Annotated in this window: 19 protein-coding genes; all 19 read left to right on the top strand. The window is 63.2% G+C overall.

Annotation, left to right across the window (positions count from 1 at the left end; genetic code table 11):
* Nucleotides 1–24: 24 nt before the first annotated feature.
* The 19 genes from ACSQ3E_RS00980 (at nt 25) to ACSQ3E_RS00890 (ending at nt 19,019) form a co-directional block, all read left to right on the top strand.
* On the top strand, nt 25–390 hold the full coding sequence (locus tag ACSQ3E_RS00980; RefSeq protein ID WP_067960700.1) for an NADH-quinone oxidoreductase subunit A: 366 nt from the start codon (nt 25–27) through the stop codon (nt 388–390).
* Complete coding sequence (locus ACSQ3E_RS00975; protein WP_310317485.1) at nt 381–962, top strand: NuoB/complex I 20 kDa subunit family protein; 582 nt, start codon at nt 381–383, stop codon at nt 960–962. The genes ACSQ3E_RS00980 and ACSQ3E_RS00975 overlap by 10 nt, the downstream gene beginning before the upstream one ends.
* A gap of 6 nt (nt 963–968) precedes the next feature.
* A complete protein-coding gene (locus tag ACSQ3E_RS00970; RefSeq protein WP_436121250.1) occupies nt 969–1,574 on the top strand; it encodes an NADH-quinone oxidoreductase subunit C in 606 nt (201 codons plus the stop codon).
* A gap of 9 nt (nt 1,575–1,583) precedes the next feature.
* Nucleotides 1,584–2,774, top strand: coding sequence for an NADH-quinone oxidoreductase subunit D (locus ACSQ3E_RS00965; RefSeq protein WP_115731527.1), 1,191 nt, complete (start codon nt 1,584–1,586; stop codon nt 2,772–2,774).
* A complete protein-coding gene (locus ACSQ3E_RS00960; RefSeq protein ID WP_436121249.1) occupies nt 2,775–3,899 on the top strand; it encodes an NADH-quinone oxidoreductase subunit E in 1,125 nt (374 codons plus the stop codon).
* 11 nt (nt 3,900–3,910) lie between these two features.
* Nucleotides 3,911–5,218 (top strand): NADH-quinone oxidoreductase subunit NuoF, encoded by a 1,308-nt coding sequence (nuoF, locus tag ACSQ3E_RS00955; protein ID WP_432288083.1) that lies wholly within the window; start codon nt 3,911–3,913, stop codon nt 5,216–5,218.
* 86 nt (nt 5,219–5,304) lie between these two features.
* Nucleotides 5,305–5,997: an NADH-ubiquinone dehydrogenase gene (locus ACSQ3E_RS00950; RefSeq protein WP_436121248.1), complete on the top strand. Its 693-nt coding sequence runs from the start codon at nt 5,305–5,307 to the stop codon at nt 5,995–5,997.
* Nucleotides 5,998–6,084: 87 nt separating this feature from the next.
* Nucleotides 6,085–8,166 (top strand): NADH-quinone oxidoreductase subunit NuoG, encoded by a 2,082-nt coding sequence (nuoG, locus tag ACSQ3E_RS00945; RefSeq protein ID WP_436121247.1) that lies wholly within the window; start codon nt 6,085–6,087, stop codon nt 8,164–8,166.
* An 8-nt stretch (nt 8,167–8,174) separates the two neighbouring features.
* On the top strand, nt 8,175–9,218 hold the full coding sequence (gene nuoH, locus ACSQ3E_RS00940; protein ID WP_436121246.1) for an NADH-quinone oxidoreductase subunit NuoH: 1,044 nt from the start codon (nt 8,175–8,177) through the stop codon (nt 9,216–9,218).
* Nucleotides 9,218–9,709 carry an NADH-quinone oxidoreductase subunit NuoI gene (nuoI, locus tag ACSQ3E_RS00935; RefSeq protein ID WP_055970601.1) on the top strand — a complete coding sequence of 164 codons (492 nt, stop codon included), beginning with the start codon at nt 9,218–9,220 and terminating at the stop codon, nt 9,707–9,709. Before nuoH ends, nuoI begins: the two co-directional genes overlap by 1 nt.
* Before the next feature lie 128 nt (nt 9,710–9,837).
* Entirely contained in the window at nt 9,838–10,458 is a 621-nt protein-coding gene (locus tag ACSQ3E_RS00930) for an NADH-quinone oxidoreductase subunit J (RefSeq protein WP_067960751.1), read from the top strand.
* 2 nt (nt 10,459–10,460) lie between these two features.
* Complete coding sequence (gene nuoK, locus ACSQ3E_RS00925) at nt 10,461–10,769, top strand: NADH-quinone oxidoreductase subunit NuoK (RefSeq protein ID WP_067960754.1); 309 nt, start codon at nt 10,461–10,463, stop codon at nt 10,767–10,769.
* Nucleotides 10,770–10,779: 10 nt separating this feature from the next.
* Nucleotides 10,780–12,768 carry an NADH-quinone oxidoreductase subunit L gene (nuoL, locus tag ACSQ3E_RS00920; RefSeq protein WP_310319065.1) on the top strand — a complete coding sequence of 663 codons (1,989 nt, stop codon included), beginning with the start codon at nt 10,780–10,782 and terminating at the stop codon, nt 12,766–12,768.
* Nucleotides 12,768–14,273 carry an NADH-quinone oxidoreductase subunit M gene (locus tag ACSQ3E_RS00915; protein ID WP_436121245.1) on the top strand — a complete coding sequence of 502 codons (1,506 nt, stop codon included), beginning with the start codon at nt 12,768–12,770 and terminating at the stop codon, nt 14,271–14,273. Before nuoL ends, ACSQ3E_RS00915 begins: the two co-directional genes overlap by 1 nt.
* A 17-nt stretch (nt 14,274–14,290) precedes the next feature.
* Entirely contained in the window at nt 14,291–15,727 is a 1,437-nt protein-coding gene (gene nuoN, locus ACSQ3E_RS00910; RefSeq protein WP_310317512.1) for an NADH-quinone oxidoreductase subunit NuoN, read from the top strand.
* A gap of 4 nt (nt 15,728–15,731) precedes the next feature.
* A complete protein-coding gene (locus tag ACSQ3E_RS00905; protein WP_436121244.1) occupies nt 15,732–16,559 on the top strand; it encodes a biotin--[acetyl-CoA-carboxylase] ligase in 828 nt (275 codons plus the stop codon).
* 23 nt (nt 16,560–16,582) lie between these two features.
* Nucleotides 16,583–18,253 carry a ribonuclease J gene (locus ACSQ3E_RS00900; RefSeq protein WP_310317517.1) on the top strand — a complete coding sequence of 557 codons (1,671 nt, stop codon included), beginning with the start codon at nt 16,583–16,585 and terminating at the stop codon, nt 18,251–18,253.
* A gap of 95 nt (nt 18,254–18,348) precedes the next feature.
* Nucleotides 18,349–18,753 (top strand): methylmalonyl-CoA epimerase, encoded by a 405-nt coding sequence (gene mce, locus ACSQ3E_RS00895; RefSeq protein WP_115731536.1) that lies wholly within the window; start codon nt 18,349–18,351, stop codon nt 18,751–18,753.
* Complete coding sequence (locus tag ACSQ3E_RS00890; protein WP_115731537.1) at nt 18,750–19,019, top strand: DUF1467 family protein; 270 nt, start codon at nt 18,750–18,752, stop codon at nt 19,017–19,019. The genes mce and ACSQ3E_RS00890 overlap by 4 nt, the downstream gene beginning before the upstream one ends.
* The last annotated feature ends 129 nt before the right edge of the window (nt 19,020–19,148 follow it).

Genomic DNA, 19,148 nt, shown 5'->3' with positions numbered 1-19,148 from the left:
TAGGCCACCAACGGAATTCGCAGCATGAACGCTCTCCTGAGTTCGTATCTGCCCATCGTCATTTTTATCGGTGTGGCGCTTATTGTCGGCATTGCGCTTATCGTGGCGCCTTTCCTTGTCGCCTACCGCAGTCCGGATCCGGAAAAGCTTTCAGCCTATGAGTGCGGCTTCAACTCGTTTGACGACGCCCGCATGAAGTTCGACATCCGCTTCTATCTGGTCTCCATCCTGTTCATCATCTTCGATCTTGAAGTGGCGTTCCTGTTTCCGTGGGCGGTGTCCTTCGGCGAGATTGGCATGCTCGGCTTCTGGTCGATGATGATCTTCCTGGCCGTGCTGACCATCGGCTTTGTCTATGAGTGGAAAAAGGGAGCGCTGGAATGGGATTGAACGACGCCTCCGGCACCCTGATCGCGCCGAAGCCGAAAGGCATCATCGATCCGAACACCGGCAAGCTCATCGGTTCTGACGACGCCTTCTTCGGCGAGCTGAACAACGAGTTGTCCGACAAGGGTTTCCTCGTCACCTCGTCCGAGGCGCTGATTACGTGGGCGCGTACCGGCTCGTTGATGTGGATGACCTTCGGCCTGGCCTGTTGTGCCGTCGAGATGATGCACATCTCGATGCCACGCTATGACGCCGAACGCTTCGGCATCGCGCCGCGCGCCTCACCGCGCCAGTCGGACGTGATGATCGTCGCCGGCACGCTGACCAACAAGATGGCGCCCGCGCTCCGCAAGGTCTACGACCAGATGCCGGAGCCGCGCTACGTCATCTCGATGGGCTCGTGCGCCAATGGCGGCGGCTACTATCACTATTCCTATTCGGTGGTACGCGGCTGCGATCGCGTCGTGCCCGTCGATATCTACGTGCCCGGCTGTCCTCCGACCGCCGAAGCACTTCTCTACGGCATCCTTCTTCTCCAGAAGAAGATCCGCCGCACCGGCACGATCGAGCGGTGATCCCAGATGAGTGAAGCCCTGAACGACCTTGCCGCGTACATTGCGGAAAAGCTCGATGCGGACATCGGAGAAAGCGTCGTCGCCTATGGCGAACTGACGCTGACGGTGAAGGCCGCCGACATCGTCGACGTGATGACCTTCCTGCGCAGCGACGTGCAGTGCCAGTTCATCTCGTTCATCGACGCCGCCGGCGTCGACTACCCGCAGCGCCGCAAGCGTTTCGACGTCGTCTACCACCTGATGTCGCCGCGCCAGAACCTGCGCATCCGCGTCAAGGTCAGCACCGACGAGGACACGCCGGTCCCGTCTATCACCTCGGTCTATCCGGGTGCCGACTGGTTCGAACGCGAAGCCTACGACATGTACGGCATCCTGTTCTCGGGCCATCCCGACCTGCGCCGGCTTTTGACCGACTACGGTTTCGAAGGCCACCCGCTGCGCAAGGACTTCCCGCTCACCGGCTTCGTCGAGGTTCGCTACGACGACGAGCAGAAGCGCGTCGTCTACGAGCCGGTCGAGCTCAAGCAGGAATTCCGCAATTTCGACTTTTTGTCTCCCTGGGAAGGCACCGAATACGTGCTGCCGGGCGACGAAAAAGCCAAGACGAATTGAGGCGCCGAAATGGCTGAAACCTCCGTCCGCAACTTCAACATCAACTTCGGCCCGCAGCACCCGGCGGCGCACGGCGTTTTGCGCCTGGTGCTCGAGCTCGACGGCGAAGTCGTCGACCGCGTCGATCCGCATATCGGCCTGCTGCACCGCGGCACCGAAAAGCTGATCGAGCAGAAGACCTATCTTCAGGCCGTGCCCTATTTCGATCGCCTCGACTATGTCGCGCCGATGAACCAGGAGCACGCCTTTGCCCTCGCGGTCGAGCGTCTGCTCGGCCTCGAGGTGCCGAAGCGCGGCCAGATCATCCGCGTGCTCTACTCCGAGATCGGCCGCATCCTGTCGCACCTGCTCAACGTCACGACGCAGGCGATGGACGTCGGCGCGCTGACCCCGCCGCTGTGGGGCTTCGAAGAGCGCGAAAAGCTGATGGTGTTTTATGAACGCGCCTGCGGCGCGCGCATGCATGCAGCCTATTTCCGGCCGGGCGGCGTCCACCAGGACCTGCCGCAGAAGCTGGTCGAAGACATCGGCAAGTGGATCGATCCGTTTCTGCAGACCGTGCAGAACCTCGACGACCTTTTGACGCCGAACCGCATCTTCAAGCAGCGCAACGTCGACATCGGCGTGGTGTCGCTCGACGACGCGTGGGCATGGGGTTTCTCGGGCGTCATGGTGCGTGGTTCGGGCGCTGCCTGGGACCTGCGCAAGAGCCAGCCCTACGAGTGCTATTCGGAGATGGACTTCGACATTCCGATCGGCAAGAACGGCGACTGCTACGACCGTTACCTGATCCGCATGGAAGAGATGCGCCAGTCGGCGAAGATCATGCGCCAGTGCGTCGATCTGCTGCTCGGCAAGGAATCGACCGGCCCCGTGTCCAACATGGACGGCAAGGTGGTTCCGCCGAAGCGCCAGGCGATGAAGCGTTCGATGGAATCGCTGATCCATCACTTCAAGCTCTACACCGAAGGCTACCGCGTGCCGGCTGGCGAGGTTTATGCAGCCGTCGAAGCGCCCAAGGGCGAATTCGGCGTCTTCCTCGTCTCCGACGGCACCAACAAGCCTTACCGCTGCAAGCTGCGCGCGCCGGGTTTCGCCCATCTCCAGGCGATGGATTTCCTGTGCCGCGGCCACATGCTGGCGGATATCTCGGCCGTTCTCGGCTCCCTCGACATCGTGTTTGGTGAGGTCGACCGCTAAATGTCAGTCCGCCGTCTCGCAGAAGCCAGCGTCCAGCCAGCGTCTTTCGCCTTCAACAAGGCGATGACCGCGCAGGCCAAGACCTGGATCAAGAAGTACCCCAAGGGCCGCGAACAGTCGGCCGTCATCCCGCTGCTGATGCTGGCGCAGGAACAGGACGGCTGGGTGACCAAGGCTGCCATCGAGCATGTCGCCGACATGCTTGATATGCCTTACATCCGCGCGCTTGAAGTCGCGACCTTCTACACGCAATTCCAGCTCAAGCCGGTCGGCACGCGCGCCCACATCCAGGTGTGCGGCACCACGCCCTGCATGCTGCGCGGCTCGGAAGAGCTGATGGATGTCTGCCGCTCGAAGATCCATCACGACCAGTTCCACACCAACGAGGCGGGGACGCTGTCGTGGGAAGAGGTCGAGTGCCTTGGCGCCTGCGTCAACGCACCGATGGTCATGATCTTCAAGGATACCTACGAGGACCTGACGCCGGAGCGTCTCGCCGAGATCATCGACCAGTTCGAGGCCGGCAAGGGCGCGCAGGTCAAGACCGGCCCGCAGACCGGCCGCGTGTTCTCCGCGCCGCTGACCGGGTTCACCTCGCTGGCCGACGAGAAGGCCGTGCTCAAGACGACCCGCGACAAGCAAGCCAAGGCTGCTTCCAAGGCTAACAAGGCAGCTGCTGTCGAGGCCGTAGTTCCGCCGTCGAACGCGGCCAAGCCCAAGACCGACGCGATCGAGACCAGCCCGGCTGTCAAGTCGCCGTCGAAGGTCAAGGCAGCACCCGCAGCCGAGAAGGCCGCAAGCGTTGCGGCTCCCAAGGCAGCGGCTGTCGCGAAGCCGTCGCTCGAAGACAAGAACCGTCCGGCCGGCATCGCCAAGCCGGCTGCCGTCGACGACCTCAAGCTGATCTCGGGCGTTGGTCCGAAGATCGAGGGCACGTTGCACGAACTCGGCATCTTCACCTTCGGCCAGGTCGCGTCCTGGAAGAAGGCCGAGCGCGAGTGGGTCGACGGTTACCTGAATTTCAAGGGCCGCATCGAGCGTGACGACTGGGTCAAGCAGGCCAAGGCGCTCGCCAAGGGCGGTGTGGCCGAATACGTCCGCGTCTTCGGCAAGAAGCCGGTCTGAGGAGCAAGAACATGCTTGAAGACAAGGATCGCATCTTCACCAACATCTACGGCCGCTTCGACCAGTCGCTGGCCGGGGCGATGTCGCGTGGCGCCTGGGATGGCACCGCTGGCATCATCGAGAAGGGCCGTGAGTGGATCATCAACGAGATGAAGGCGTCGGGCCTGCGCGGCCGCGGCGGCGCCGGCTTCCCGACGGGTCTCAAGTGGTCGTTCATGCCCAAAAGCAACCCGGATGGCCGTCCGTCATATCTCGTCGTCAATGCCGACGAATCCGAGCCGGGCACCTGCAAGGACCGCGACATCCTGCGCCATGACCCGCACACGCTGGTCGAAGGCTGCCTGCTCGCCGGTTTTGCCATGGGTGCCGTTGCCGCCTACATCTATGTGCGCGGCGAATTCATCCGCGAGCGCGAAGCGCTGCAGCGCGCCATCGACGAGGCCTATGACGCCAAGCTGATCGGCAAGAACAACAAGAACGGCTACGACTTCGACATCTACGTCCATCACGGCGCCGGCGCCTATATCTGCGGCGAAGAAACCGCGCTGCTGGAAAGCCTCGAGGGCAAGAAGGGCCAGCCGCGCCTGAAGCCGCCGTTCCCGGCCAATGTAGGCCTCTATGGCTGCCCGACGACCGTCAACAACGTCGAGTCGATCGCCGTTGCCCCGACCATCCTGCGCCGTGGCGCTGCCTGGTTCTCCGGCATCGGCCGCCCGAACAATGTCGGCACCAAGCTGTTCATGCTTGTCGGCCACGTCAACACACCCTGCACGGTCGAAGAGGCCATGGGCATCAGCTTCCGCGAGCTGGTCGAAAAGCACGGCGGCGGCATCCGCGGCGGCTGGGACAACCTGCTCGCCGTCATTCCCGGCGGCGCGTCCTGTCCATTGGTCAAGGCCGAGGATATCATCGACTGCCCGATGGATTTCGACGGTTTGCGCGAGCGCAAGTCGTCCTTCGGCACGGCTGCCGTGATCGTCATGGACAAGTCGACCGATGTCGTGAAGGCGATCGCGCGTCTCAGCTACTTCTTCAAGCACGAGAGCTGCGGCCAGTGCACGCCATGCCGCGAAGGCACCGGCTGGATGTGGCGCGTCATGGAGCGCCTGGTGCGCGGTGAAGCGCACAAGCGCGAGATCGACATGCTGCTCGACGTCACCAAGCAGATTGAAGGTCATACGATCTGCGCGCTGGGCGACGCCGCAGCATGGCCGATCCAGGGCCTGATCCGCAACTTCCGCCCGGAGATCGAGCGGCGCATCGACGAGTTCTCGCGCAACGCGCACCGCAGCGAGCCGGTGCTGGTGGCGGCGGAGTAAAGGTTAAGTCAGAAAGTGCGGGCCAAAGGTCCGAAATAGGAAACGACGAGGCAGAGGCGAACGGCGAAGGCGACAAGGAGCTATCAATGTCGACATTTCCCTTTCCCAAAAGTGCAGTGCCTGAAATGGAACGCTTGGAGCAGATGAACAGGGACTTCGTGGCGATGTTGCCCAAGGAGTTTGCCGGTACGGCGAACTTCATGGTGCATCCTGCCGCAGGTTTCGCCGCTGCTTCGGCTCTCGGCGTCGGTCTCGCCAGTCACGCCGTAGGCGTCTGGATGGGCGCGGTGTCAGGGGCATCGGAAGCCGCGCAACGGCTGCTGTCGCCGTTTGCCGACTACGCAGGCGATGCGGCGAGTTTCGAGCCGGTTCGCTCGACGCGTGGGGAGGCGGAGACAGCTTCGCTGATCGCCGAGGTCAAGACCCTGGCGCGCAAGCTGGAGCAGGCCGAGGCGAAGCCTGTGGTTGCTGCCGCGGTCGATCCGGTGGTCGCCGAGGCCGCTGTCGTTGAAGAAGCTCCAATGGGGCTTCAGCCTGAGGATTTCAGGCAGCCTGCATCGATCGAAAGGCCCGAAACGCCTGACGATCTCAAGGCCATTTCGGGCATCGGCCCGAAGCTGGAGCAGGTGCTGAACGGTATCGGCATCTGGACCTATGGCCAGATCGCCGGCTGGACGGCGGAAGAGGTGGCCTGGGCCGACGACTATCTCGGCTTCAAGGGCCGGATTGGTCGTGATGACTGGATAGGGCAGGCGGCGACGCTTGCCGGCGGCAAGTAGGCCGCTTGAATTGTGGATTTCGGGGCGCAGCGCAGGCCGCGCCCCTTGCAGGACGGAATGCGGATCATCCGCGGGATTTGAGGCGCTATGGCAAAGCTTAAGGTCGACGGGAAAGAGATTTCGGTACCCGACCACTATACGCTGCTGCAGGCGGCGGAAGAGGCTGGCGCGGAAGTGCCGCGCTTCTGCTTCCATGAGCGGCTGTCGATCGCCGGCAACTGCCGCATGTGCCTTGTCGAGGTGAAGGGCGGACCGCCCAAGCCGGCGGCATCCTGCGCCATGGGCGTGCGCGACCTGCGTCCCGGCCCGAACGGCGAGACGCCCGAAATCTTCACCAACACGCCGATGGTCAAGAAGGCCCGCGAAGGCGTGATGGAATTCCTGCTGATCAACCATCCGCTGGACTGCCCGATCTGCGACCAGGGCGGCGAATGCGACCTGCAGGACCAGGCGATGGCCTTCGGCCTCGACGGTTCGCGCTACAATGAAAGCAAGCGCGCGGTCGAAGACAAGTACATCGGCCCGCTGGTCAAGACGATCATGACGCGCTGCATCCACTGCACGCGCTGCGTCCGCTTCACCACCGAAGTGGCCGGCATTTCCGAGCTTGGCCTGATCGGTCGTGGCGAGGACGCCGAGATCACCACCTATCTCGAGCAGGCAATGACCTCCGAGCTGCAGGGCAACGTCATCGACCTGTGCCCGGTCGGCGCGCTGACCTCGAAGCCCTACGCCTTCCAGGCGCGTCCGTGGGAGCTGACCAAGACCGAATCCATCGACGTGATGGATGCCGTCGGTTCGGCCATCCGCGTCGACACGCGCGGCCGCGAAGTGATGCGCATCATGCCGCGCATCAACGAGCAGGTGAACGAGGAGTGGATCTCCGACAAGACCCGCTTCATCTGGGACGGCCTGCGCACGCAGCGCCTCGACCGGCCTTACGTCCGCAAGAATGGCAAGCTCGCTCCGGCGACCTGGCCCGAAGCATTCTCGGCGATCAAGGACGCTGTTGCCAAGACTTCGGCCGAACGCATCGGCGCAATCGCCGGCGATCTGGCGACCGTCGAGGAAATGTACGCGCTCAAGCAGCTGATCTCCTCGCTCGGCTCGAAGAACATCGATTGCCGTCAGGATGGTGCTGCACTCGATCCGTCGCTCGGCCGCGCCAGCTACATCTTCAACCCGACCATCGAAGGCATCGAGCAGGCTGACGCCATCCTGATCATCGGCGCCAACCCGCGCTTCGAGGCTTCGGTGCTCAACGCCCGCATCCGCAAGCATTGGCGCGCAGCCAATGTGCCGGTCGCCGTCATCGGCGAGATTGGCGACACGCGCTACGACTACGAGCAGCTCGGCTCGGGCCCGGATACGCTCAAGGATCTGGCCGAAGGCAATGGCAAGTTCTTCTCGGTTCTGAAGAAGGCCTCGCACCCGCTGATCATCGTCGGGCAGGGCGCCATCGCGCGCTCCGACGGTGGTGCCGTGCTCGGCCAGGCCGCGAAGGTCGCGACCGCAGTCAAGGCGAGCCGTCCGGACTGGAACGGCTTTGCCGTGCTGCACACCGCAGCTGCCCGAGTTGGCGGCCTCGACGTCGGCTTTGTGCCGGGCGAGGGCGGCAAGAACGTTGCCGGCATGCTCGGCGACAGCGACGTGCTGTTCCTGCTCGGTGCTGACGAACTCGACCTCGCCAAGGCCGCGAACGCGTTCGTCGTCTACATCGGCACGCATGGTGATACCGGCGCGCACCGCGCCGACGTCATCCTGCCGGCTGCCGCCTACACCGAAAAGTCCGGCACCTACGTCAACACCGAGGGCCGCGTGCAGCAGACCAGCCGCGCCGGCTTCGCGCCGGGCGAGGCCAAGGAAGACTGGGCGATCCTCAGGGCGCTCTCCGACGTGCTCGGCCACAAGCTGCCCTTCGATTCGCTGCAGCAGCTGCGCGCCAAGCTGTATGCGGAACTCCCGCATCTGCGCCGCATCGACGAGATCGACGCTGGCGACAACGATGACATTGCCAAGGTCGCCAAGCTTGGCGGCCGGCTGAACAAGGGCGCCTTCACCTCTGCAGTGAAGGACTTCTACCTCACCAACCCGATCGCTCGCGCGTCGGCGGTGATGGCCGAGTGTTCGGCATTGGCCAAGAACGGCTTCAAGCAGGCGGCGGAGTAAAGGCTGTCATGGATACCTTTTTCTCCTTTTACGTCCTGCCGGCGCTGATCATCCTCTTGAAGTCGGTCGTCCTGATCGTCGTCCTGCTGATCTTCGTCGCCTACATCCTCTATGCCGACCGCAAGATCTGGGCGGCAGTGCAGCTGCGCCGCGGCCCGAACGTCGTCGGCCCCTGGGGCCTGCTGCAGGCCTTCGCCGATCTTTTGAAGTTCGTGTTCAAGGAGCCGATCATCCCGTCGGGTTCCAACAAGGGCGTGTTCCTGCTCGCCCCCGTCGTCTCGGCGGTGCTGGCGATCTCGGCATGGGCGGTGATCCCGGTCAGCGAAGGCTGGGCGATCGCCAACGTCAATGTCGGCATCCTCTATGTCTTCGCCATCTCCTCGCTCGAGGTCTATGGCGTGATCATGGGCGGCTGGGCCTCGAACTCGAAGTACCCGTTCCTCGGCGCGCTGCGTTCGGCGGCCCAGATGGTGTCTTATGAAGTCTCGATCGGCTTCGTCATCGTCTGCGTGCTGCTCACCGTCGGCTCGCTGAACCTGACCGACATCGTGCTTTCGCAGGGCGACGGCATCGGCACGCGCCTTGGCCTGCCGAACACCTTCCTCGACTGGAACTGGCTCGTCCTGTTCCCGATGTTCGTGATCTTCTTCATCTCGGCGCTGGCCGAGACCAACCGTCCGCCCTTCGATCTGGTCGAAGCCGAGTCGGAGCTCGTCGCCGGTCACATGATCGAATACTCCTCGACGCCGTTCCTGCTGTTCTTCCTCGGCGAGTACGTCGCCATCGTCCTGATGTGCGCGCTGACGACGATCCTGTTCCTCGGCGGATGGCTGCCGCCGTTCGACTTCGCACCCTTCACCTGGGTTCCCGGCGTGATCTGGTTCGTGCTCAAGGTCTGCATGGTGTTCTTCATGTTCGCCATGGTGAAGTCCTTCGTGCCGCGTTACCGCTATGATCAGCTGATGCGCCTGGGCTGGAAGGTGTTCCTGCCGATCTCGCTGGCGATGGTCGTCATCACCGCCGCCGTCCTCAAGCTTAACGGAGCCGCATGATGTCCGCTCTCGCACAAGCCGCCAAATCGCTGCTGCTGCAGGACTTCGTTGGCGCCTTCTTCCTGTCGATGCGCCAGTTCTTCGCGCCCAAGGCGACGCTGAACTATCCGCATGAAAAGGGTCCGGTCAGCCCGCGCTTCCGTGGCGAGCATGCTCTGCGCCGCTATCCCAACGGCGAAGAGCGCTGCATCGCCTGCAAGCTGTGCGAGGCGATCTGCCCGGCACAGGCCATCACCATCGAGGCCGGCCCGCGCCGCAACGACGGCACCCGCCGCACGGTGCGTTACGACATCGACATGGTGAAGTGCATCTATTGCGGCTTCTGCCAGGAAGCCTGCCCGGTCGACGCCATCGTCGAGGGGCCGAACTTCGAATTTGCGACGGAAACGCGCGAGGAGCTGTACTACGACAAGGACAAGCTGCTTGCGAACGGCGACCGGTGGGAGCGCGAGATTGCGCGCAACATCGCTATGGATTCGCCGTATCGCTGATGCCTGAACAATGGACGGGCTGAGAAGGCTCGTCTAAGGAACGCGCGGCCTGCTTCGGAGGCGGAGCGAGGACGTGAACAGGGCAGGGCGCACAGGCGCGCTGCCCGAAAGGAAACCCGGGGGAACCCATGCTCAACGGACTTGAAGCGGTATTTTTCTACCTCTTCGCCTTCATCGCGGTGGCGTCGGCCTTCATGGTCATTTCGGCGCGCAACCCGGTTCACTCGGTGCTCTACCTGATCCTGACGTTCTTCAACGCGGCGGGCCTGTTCCTTTTGACCGGCGCCGAGTTCCTGGCGATGATCCTGCTCGTCGTTTATGTCGGCGCGGTGGCGGTGCTGTTCCTGTTCGTCGTCATGATGCTCGACGTCGACTTCGCCGAACTCAAGTCGGGCGCGCTGCAATATGCGCCGATCGGCGCGCTTGTCGGCCTGATCCTCGCTGCCGAACTGATCGTGGTGACCGGCGGCTACGCCTTCGCGCCGAAGCTCGCGACAGCGGTCGCGCAGCCGACGCCTGATATCGCGACGCGCCACAACACGGCAGCGCTCGGCGACATCCTCTACACCGACTACATCTACTTCTTCCAGATCGCCGGCCTCGTGCTGCTGGTCGCCATGATCGGCGCCATCGTGCTGACGCTGCGCCACAAGCCGAACGTCAAGCGCCAGGACATCTCGGCCCAGGTCGCCCGTACCCCGGCGACCGCGATCGAGGTCAAGAAGGTCGAGACAGGCAAGGGAATCTGACCATGGTTGTCGGCATCGCTCATTATCTGACGCTTTCGGCGGTCCTGTTCACGCTCGGCGTGTTCGGCATCTTCCTGAACCGCAAGAACGTCATCGTCATCCTGATGTCGGTCGAGCTGATCCTGCTCGCGGTCAATATCAACTTCGTGGCGTTCTCGGCCCAGCTCGGCGACCTCGTCGGCCAGGTGTTCGCGCTCTTCGTACTCACGGTCGCCGCCGCCGAAGCGGCGATCGGACTTGCAATCCTCGTCGTCTTCTTCCGCAACCGCGGCTCCATCGCGGTCGAAGACGTGAACATGATGAAGGGCTGATCGGCCAATGATGTACCACTTCATCGTCTTTCTTCCGCTTCTCGGCTTCCTGATCGCCGGCCTGTTCGGCCGTTCGATCGGAGCGAAGGCATCCGAATACGTCACCTCGGGCTTCCTGGTGGTGTCGGCGGTCCTGTCATGGATCGCCTTCGTGACCGTGGCCCTCGGCGATGTCGAAGCCTTTACCGTGCCGGTGCTGCGTTTCCTCGACGTCGGCGGCCTGCAGGCCGACTGGGCCCTGCGCATCGACACGCTGACTGCCGTTATGCTGGTGGTGGTCAACACCGTCTCGGCGCTGGTCCACATCTACTCGATCGGCTACATGCACCACGATCCGCATCGGCCGCGCTTCTTCGCCTACCTGTCGCTGTTCACCTTCGCCATGCTGATGCTGGTGACGTCGGACAACCTCGTCCAGATGTTCTTCGGCTGGGAAGGGGTGGGCCTCGCGTCCTACCTGCTGATCGGCTTCTGGTACAAGAAGCCGTCGGCGAACGCTGCCGCGATCAAGGCCTTCGTCGTCAATCGCGTCGGCGACTTCGGCTTCCTGCTGGGCATCTTCGGCCTTTACGTCCTGTTCGGCTCGGTGGAATTCAGCACCATCTTCGCGACTGCCGCGTCCTACCTGCCGGCTGAAGGCGCTGCCGAACACGGTGGCACCGTGCTGAACTTCCTCGGCTACGCGCTGGACAAGCACAATGCTCTGACCATCGTCTGCCTGCTGCTGTTCATGGGCGCTATGGGCAAGTCGGCCCAGGTGCCTCTGCACACCTGGCTGCCGGACGCCATGGAAGGCCCCACGCCGGTGTCGGCGCTGATCCACGCGGCGACCATGGTCACCGCCGGCGTCTTCATGCTGGCGCGCCTGTCGCCAGTGTTCGAGCTGTCGCACACCGCGCTCACCGTCGTCACCTTCATCGGCGCGATCACTGCCATCTTCGCGGCAACCGTCGGCCTGGTGCAGAACGACATCAAGCGCGTCATCGCCTATTCGACCTGCTCGCAGCTCGGCTACATGTTCGTGGCGCTCGGCATGGGCTTCTACTCGGCTGCGATCTTCCACCTGTTCACGCATGCCTTCTTCAAGGCGCTGCTGTTCCTGGGCTCGGGCTCGGTAATCCATGCCGTCTCCGACGAGCAGGACATGCGCAAGATGGGCGGCCTCAGGAAGCTGATCCCAGCCACCTACTGGATGATGGTCATCGGCACGCTGGCGCTGACCGGCGTCGGTATCCCGGCGACGATCATCGGCACGGCCGGCTTCTTCTCCAAGGACGCCATTATCGAAGGCGCATTCGTTGGCCACAATGCGGTTGCCGGCTTTGCCTTCACGATGCTGGTCATCGCCGCCTGCTTCACCAGCTTCTACTCCTGGCGCCTGATTTTCATGACCTTCCACGGCAAGCCGCGCGCTACCGCCGACGTCATGCACCATGTGCATGAATCGCCGCCGGTCATGCTGGTGCCGCTGTTCATCCTGGCTGTCGGCGCGCTGTTTGCCGGCGTCATCTTCCACGACCAGTTCATCGGCGAAGCCTACAACGAGTTCTGGAAGGGCGCGCTGTTCACGCTCGACACCAACCACATCCTGCACGACTTCCACAGCGTGCCGATGTGGGTGAAGCTGGCGCCGTTCGCGGCGATGATTGGCGGGTTCGCCATGGCCTACCTGTTCTACATCCGCTCGCCGGAGATGCCGAAGGTCCTGGCCGAGCGCCATCGTGGGCTCTACGCCTTCCTGCTGAACAAGTGGTACTTCGACGAGCTGTACGACTTCCTGTTCGTGCGCCCGGCTAAGTGGCTCGGCAGCTTCCTCTGGAAGAAGGGCGACGGCTGGCTGATCGACGGCTTCGGTGCCGACGGCATCTCGGCGCGCGTCGTTGACGTCACCAACCGCGTCGTCAAGCTGCAGACCGGTTACCTCTACCATTACGCATTCGCCATGCTGATCGGCGTGGCGGCCCTCGTTACCTGGATGATGCTCGGGAGCTCCTTCTGATGTCTGGCGTTCCCATTCTATCGCTGGTCACCTTTCTGCCGCTGGTCGGCGCGCTCCTGATCCTTCTGATCAGGGACGATGGTGACGCTGCGCGCCGCAATATTCGCAACGTCGCGCTTTTGACGACGGTGTTCACCTTCGCGGTGTCGCTGCTGATCTGGATCTATTTCGACAACGCGGAAGCTGGCTTCCAGTTCGTCGAAAAGTCGGCCTGGCTCGACTCCGGCATCTCCTACCACATGGGCGTGGACGGCATTTCGATGCTGTTCGTCATCCTGACGACCTTCCTGATGCCGCTGTGCATCCTGGCAAGCTGGGAGTCGGTGGAGAAGCGCGTCAAGGAATACATGATCGCGTTCCTGATCCTGGAAACGCTGATGGTCGGCGTGTTCTGCGCGCTGGATATCGTGCTGTTCTACGTCTTCTTCGAAGCCGGCCTGATCCCGATGTTCATCATCATCGGCGTCTGGGGTGGCAAGCGCCGCGTCTATGCCAGCTTCAAGTTCTTCCTGTTCACGCTGCTCGGCTCGGTGCTGATGCTGCTCGCCATCATGGCGATGTTCTGGCAGGCCGGCACGACTGACATTCCGACGCTGCTGGCTTATGACTTCCCGGCCAACATGCAGACATGGCTATGGCTGGCGTTCTTCGCCTCGTTTGCGGTGAAGATGCCGATGTGGCCGGTGCACACCTGGCTGCCGGACGCGCACGTCGAAGCACCGACGGCCGGTTCGGTCATCCTGGCAGGCATCCTGCTAAAGATGGGCGGTTACGGCTTCCTGCGCTTCTCGCTGCCGATGTTCCCGCTGGCTTCCGAATTCTTCGCCCCGCTGGTGTTTGCGATGTCGGCAATTGCCATCGTCTACACCTCGCTGGTGGCGCTGATGCAGGAAGACATCAAGAAGCTGATCGCCTATTCGTCGGTCGCCCACATGGGCTACGTCACCATGGGCATCTTCGCGATGAACGAAGCCGGCGTGCAGGGCGCGATCTTCCAGATGCTCAGCCACGGCCTCGTGTCCGGCGCGCTGTTCCTCTGCGTCGGCGTCGTCTATGACCGCATGCATACCCGCGAGATCGCGGCCTATGGCGGTCTGGTCAACAACATGCCGAAATATGCGGTGGCTTTCCTGATCTTCACCATGGCCAATGTCGGCCTGCCCGGTACCTCCGGCTTCGTCGGCGAGTTCCTGACGCTGTTCGGCATCTTCCAGGTCAACACCTGGGTGGCGCTGATCGCGGCGACCGGCGTGATCCTGTCGGCGGCCTATGCGCTGTGGCTCTACCGCCGCGTGGTGTTTGGCGCGCTGACCAAGGAAAGCCTGAAGGGTCTGTTCGACCTGTCGGGCCGCGAGAAGGTGGTGCTCTATCCGCTGATCATCCTGGTCATCTTCTACGGCGTCTATCCGGCGCCGGTGTTCGACGCCACGACCGCTTCGGTCAAGGCGCTGATCAACAACGTAACCGTATCGATCGCCGCCGCGCAGACCGCGGCGGCGAACTGACAGGGGTTTTGCGAACCATGACGCCCGAACTCCTTTCGAGCCTCTCGCTCTCCGCACCGGAGCTGATCATCGCCCTGGGCGCGCTGGCGCTTCTGATGATCGGCGTGTTCTCCGGCGAGCGCGCCAACTCGACCGTGACCGGCCTCGCGGTCGCCCTGCTAGTAGCAGCAGGCGCCTGGATGCTGGTGTTCGGCCATGACGGCGCGGGCTACGGCACGGCCTTCGTCTCCGATTCCTTCGCGCGCTTCATGAAATTCCTGACGCTGCTCGGTGCCGCGGTGACGCTGATCATGTCGGTTGGCTTCGCCAAGGCCGAGAAGTTCGACAAGTTCGAGTTTCCGGTGCTGGTGCTGCTGGCGACGCTCGGCATGCTGCTGATGATCTCGGCCAACGACATGCTGGCGCTGTATCTCGGCCTCGAGCTGCAGTCGCTGGCGCTCTACGTCATTGCCGCGATCAACCGCGACAATGTGCGTTCGACAGAAGCGGGCCTCAAGTATTTCGTCCTCGGCGCGCTGTCGTCAGGCATGCTGCTCTACGGCATCAGCCTCGTCTACGGCTACACCGGCCATACATCGTTCGACGCAATTGCCGCTGCACTGGCCGGTGGCGAGCGCCAGCTCGGCCTGGTGTTCGGCCTGGTCTTCGTGCTTGCCGGCCTGTGCTTCAAGATCTCGGCAGTGCCGTTCCACATGTGGACGCCCGACGTCTATGAAGGTGCTCCGACGCCAGTGACGGCATTCTTCGCCGCGGCCCCCAAGATGGCGGCGATGGCGCTGATCGTGCGCGTCACCATGGGCGCGTTCGAGCCTATCGGCACCGACTGGCAGCAGATCATCGTCTTCGTCTCGATTGCCTCGATGGCGCTCGGCGCCTTCGCCGCGATCGGCCAGAAGAACATCAAGCGCCTGATGGCCTATTCGTCGATCGGCCACATGGGCTACGCGCTTGTCGGCCTCGCCGCCAACAGCGAAGCCGGCGTGCGCGGTGTGGTCATCTACATGCTGATCTACCTGGTGATGACGCTCGGCACCTTCGCATTCATCCTGGCGATGCGCCGCAAGGACGGCAATGTCGAGCAGATCTCAGATCTCGCTGGCCTGTCGTCGACCAATCCGATGATGGCGACGATCCTGACCATCCTGATGTTCTCGCTGGCCGGCATCCCGCCGCTCGCGGGCTTCTGGGGGAAGTGGTACGTCTTCCTCGCCGCGATCAACGCCAATCTCTATGCGCTGGCGATCATCGGCGTGCTCGCTTCGGTGGTTGGCGCGTTCTACTACCTGCGCATCATCAAGATCATGTGGTTCGATGAGCCGGTCGGCGGCTTCCAGCCGATGGCGGGCGAGCTTCGCCTCGTGCTCGGCCTGTCGGGTGCGTTCGTGCTGTTCTACGTGCTGATTGGCGGCCCGATCGGGCAGATGGCGGAAGCTGCTGCCAAGACCTTCTTCTGACGGTATGGGATTCCAGCTCGCACCGACAGCAACTGCCGACGGTTTCCGCCTCGAAGCCCATGACGCCGTGGGCTCGACCAACGCACTGGCGCTGGAACGGGGCATGTCCGGCGACCCCGGAAAACTCTGGGTCGTTTCGAAGAAACAGGAAAGCGGGCGTGGCCGACGTGGCCGCGCCTGGGCTACGCCTGAAGGCAACCTCGCCGCAACCCTGCTAAAGGTTCTCGACCACGACCTGCAGTATGCGGCGACGCTCGGCTTTGTCGCTGGGCTGGCGCTTGCCGATGCGCTCGATGCTGTCGCGCCCAATGCACGCTTTTCGGTCGGCGTCGATGGCGGCAGCGGGTTGGGCGTCAAGCGTTTTGAGCTGAAGTGGCCGAACGACGTTCTGGCCTCGGGCGCCAAGCTTGCCGGCATCCTGCTTGAATCGACATTGCTCGGGCAAGGCCGGCTGGCGATTGCCATCGGCATCGGCGTCAATGTTGTGGCGCACCCCACCGACGTGCCTTATCCCGCGACATCGCTTGCCAGCCTGGGGGCTGGCGTCGATGCCGAGACGCTGTTCCTGGCGCTCTCCGATGCCTGGAGCGAAAACGAACGTATCTGGGCCGGCGGAAGGGGATTGGCGGCGATCCGCAAGCGCTGGCTTGCGCGCGCGGCCGGCCTCGGCAGCGAAGTCGCCGTGCGGATCGAGGGAAATGTGGTGCGCGGCGTCTTCGAGACCATCGACGAGGATTGCCGCTTCGTGATCCGTGACGCAAAAGGTGAAACGGTAAAGATCGCTGCTGGAGACGTGCATTTCGGCGCGGTCGCTTCGGCTGGCGCGGCCTGACGGGCCCTGAAAGGAATTCTGGTATGGCGAAAGCGGAAAAAGCCGAGCTTGTATTCGTGCCGCTAGGCGGCGTCGGCGAGATCGGCATGAACTTCGCTCTCTACGGCTTCGGCCCGGCGAACAAGCGCGAGTGGATCATCATCGATGTCGGCGTGACGTTCCCCGATGCGACGCTGCCCGGTGTCGACCTCGTGCTGCCCGACACGCGCTTCATCGAGGAGAATCTGGAAAACCTCCGTGGCATCATCATCACGCATGCGCATGAGGACCACTACGGCGCGCTGCACGACACCTGGCCGAAGCTCAAGGCGCCGGTGTGGATGACGCCCTTCGCGGCGGGCCTGCTCGAAGCCAAGCGCCAGTCGGAGCAGGGCGCGCCGAAGATCCCGGTAACAGTCTATCGCGCCGGCGAAAAGTTCACCGTTGGCCCGTTCGAGATCGAAGCGATCGCGGTCAGCCACTCGATCCCGGAGCCCGTGTCGCTGGCGATCACGTCACCGGCAGGCACCGTGATCCACACCGGCGACTGGAAGATCGATCCCGCACCCGAAATAGGCCCGATGACCGACGAGGCACGCTTCCGCGCTTATGGCGACAAGGGCGTTCTGGCGCTGGTCTGCGATTCGACCAACGCGCTGCGCGAAGGCGACTCGCCGTCGGAGCAGCAGGTCGGGCAGGGACTGCGCAAGGTCATCGAGGAAGCCAAGGGCCGCGTTGCGGTCACCACCTTCTCGTCCAATGTCGGCCGCATCCGCTCGATCGCGGAAGCTGCGCGTGACGCCGGCCGCCAGGTTCTGGTCATGGGCCGCTCGCTCAAGCGCGTCATCGATGTGTCGAGCGAGCTCGGCTACATGGACGGCCTGCCCGAGTTCGTGTCCGAAGAGGACTACGGCTACATCCCGCGCGAAAACCTCGTCGTTATCTGCACTGGCAGCCAGGGCGAGCCTCGCGCAGCGCTCGCCAAGCTGGCGCGTGACGAGATGAAATCGGTGGCGCTGTCGCCCGGCGACACGGTTGTGTTTTCCTCGCGCACCATTCCCGGCAATGAGAAGGCGATCCTCGAGATCAAGAACCTGCTCATCGACCAGGGCATCAAGATCATCGAGGACGGCGATGCGCTCGTCCACGTTTCCGGCCATCCGCGCCGCTCCGAACTCAAGCGCATGTATGAGTGGGTTCGCCCGCGCATCGGCGTGCCGGTGCATGGCGAGGCGGCGCATCTTGTCGGCCAGGGTTCGTTGATGTCGCTGTCCGGCATTCCCGAGGTGGCGCAGATCCGCGACGGCGACATGCTCAGACTGTGGCCGGGCGCTGCCGAGATCATCGACCAGGTGCCGTTCGGCCGCGTCTACAAGGATGGCAAGCTGATCGGCTCCGACGAGGCGATGGGCATTCGCGACCGGCGCAAGCTGTCGTTTGCCGGCCATGTCGCCGTCAATGTCGTGCTCGATGACAAGTACGAGCTCGCCGGCGACCCGGATTTGGTGGCGATCGGCGTGGCTGAAACCGACGCTGGTGGCGAGGACCTCGAGGAGCTGATGCTCGATGCGGCAATCGGCGCCGTGGACTCGATACCCCGCGCGCGGCGAAAAGACCTCGACCTAGTGCAGGAAGCCGTGCGTCGCGCCGTGCGGGGCGCCGCCAACGAAGCCTGGGGCAAGAAACCGCTGGTGACGGTGTTCGTCACGAGGTGAGCGGACAGGGAGTGGCGAATAGCGAATAGACTGCCGTCGAGGCCGTCTCGTCCTGTTCCATACTCGCTGATCGCCATTCGCTGGGATTTGGAACCATGCTTGGACGTCTCAACCACGTCGCGATTGCCGTGCCCGACCTTGCGGCGGCGAGTGCGATCTATCGCGATACGCTCGGCGCCAATGTCGGCGCACCGCAGCCGCTGCCGGAGCATGGCGTGACGGTGGTCTTCATCGACGTCGGCAACACCAAGATCGAACTGCTCGAGCCACTGGGCGAGGGTTCGCCGATCGCGGCGTTCCTGGCGAAGAGCCCGTCGGGCGGCATGCACCATGTCTGCTACGAGGTTGACGACATCCTGGCGGCGCGCGACCATCTCAAGGCGACGGGCGCCCGGGTGCTCGGCGACGGCAACCCGAAGATCGGGGCGCACGGCAAGCCGGTGCTGTTTCTCCACCCCAAGGATTTCCAGGGCACGCTGGTAGAACTGGAGCAGGTATGACCTGGGTATCACTCGCTGCAATGTATTTCGTCTTCTGGTGGCTGACCTTGTTTGCCATCCTGCCCTTTGGCCTGAAGACCCAGGACGAAGACCGTGACGTGACGCTCGGCACCGAGGCGAGCGCGCCGCGCGGACCGCACATGCTGCGCGCCATGCTGTGGACGACTGTGGTTACTGCTGTGGTGATCGGGGCGTTCTATTTCGTCACCAAGGGGCTGGGTTACAGCTTCGACGACTTCCCGCAGTTCATTCCCGAGATCAATTGACGCATTCCAAGAGGTAGGGAACGCAGTTAGTGTCGCTTCTTAGCGAAGCGGCATAAGCTGATGATTGCCCAAAAAAAATGCAAGGCACGAAGCCTTGCAATTTAAACGCGTCCGATCTGCTTTCCGTTG

This window comes from Aminobacter sp. LjRoot7, from assembly GCF_964252895.1.
Taxonomy (GTDB): Bacteria; Pseudomonadota; Alphaproteobacteria; order Rhizobiales; family Rhizobiaceae; genus Aminobacter; species Aminobacter aminovorans_B.
Note: the sequence above shows the minus strand (reverse complement) of the source record. Positions and strands in the feature narration are given on the sequence as shown.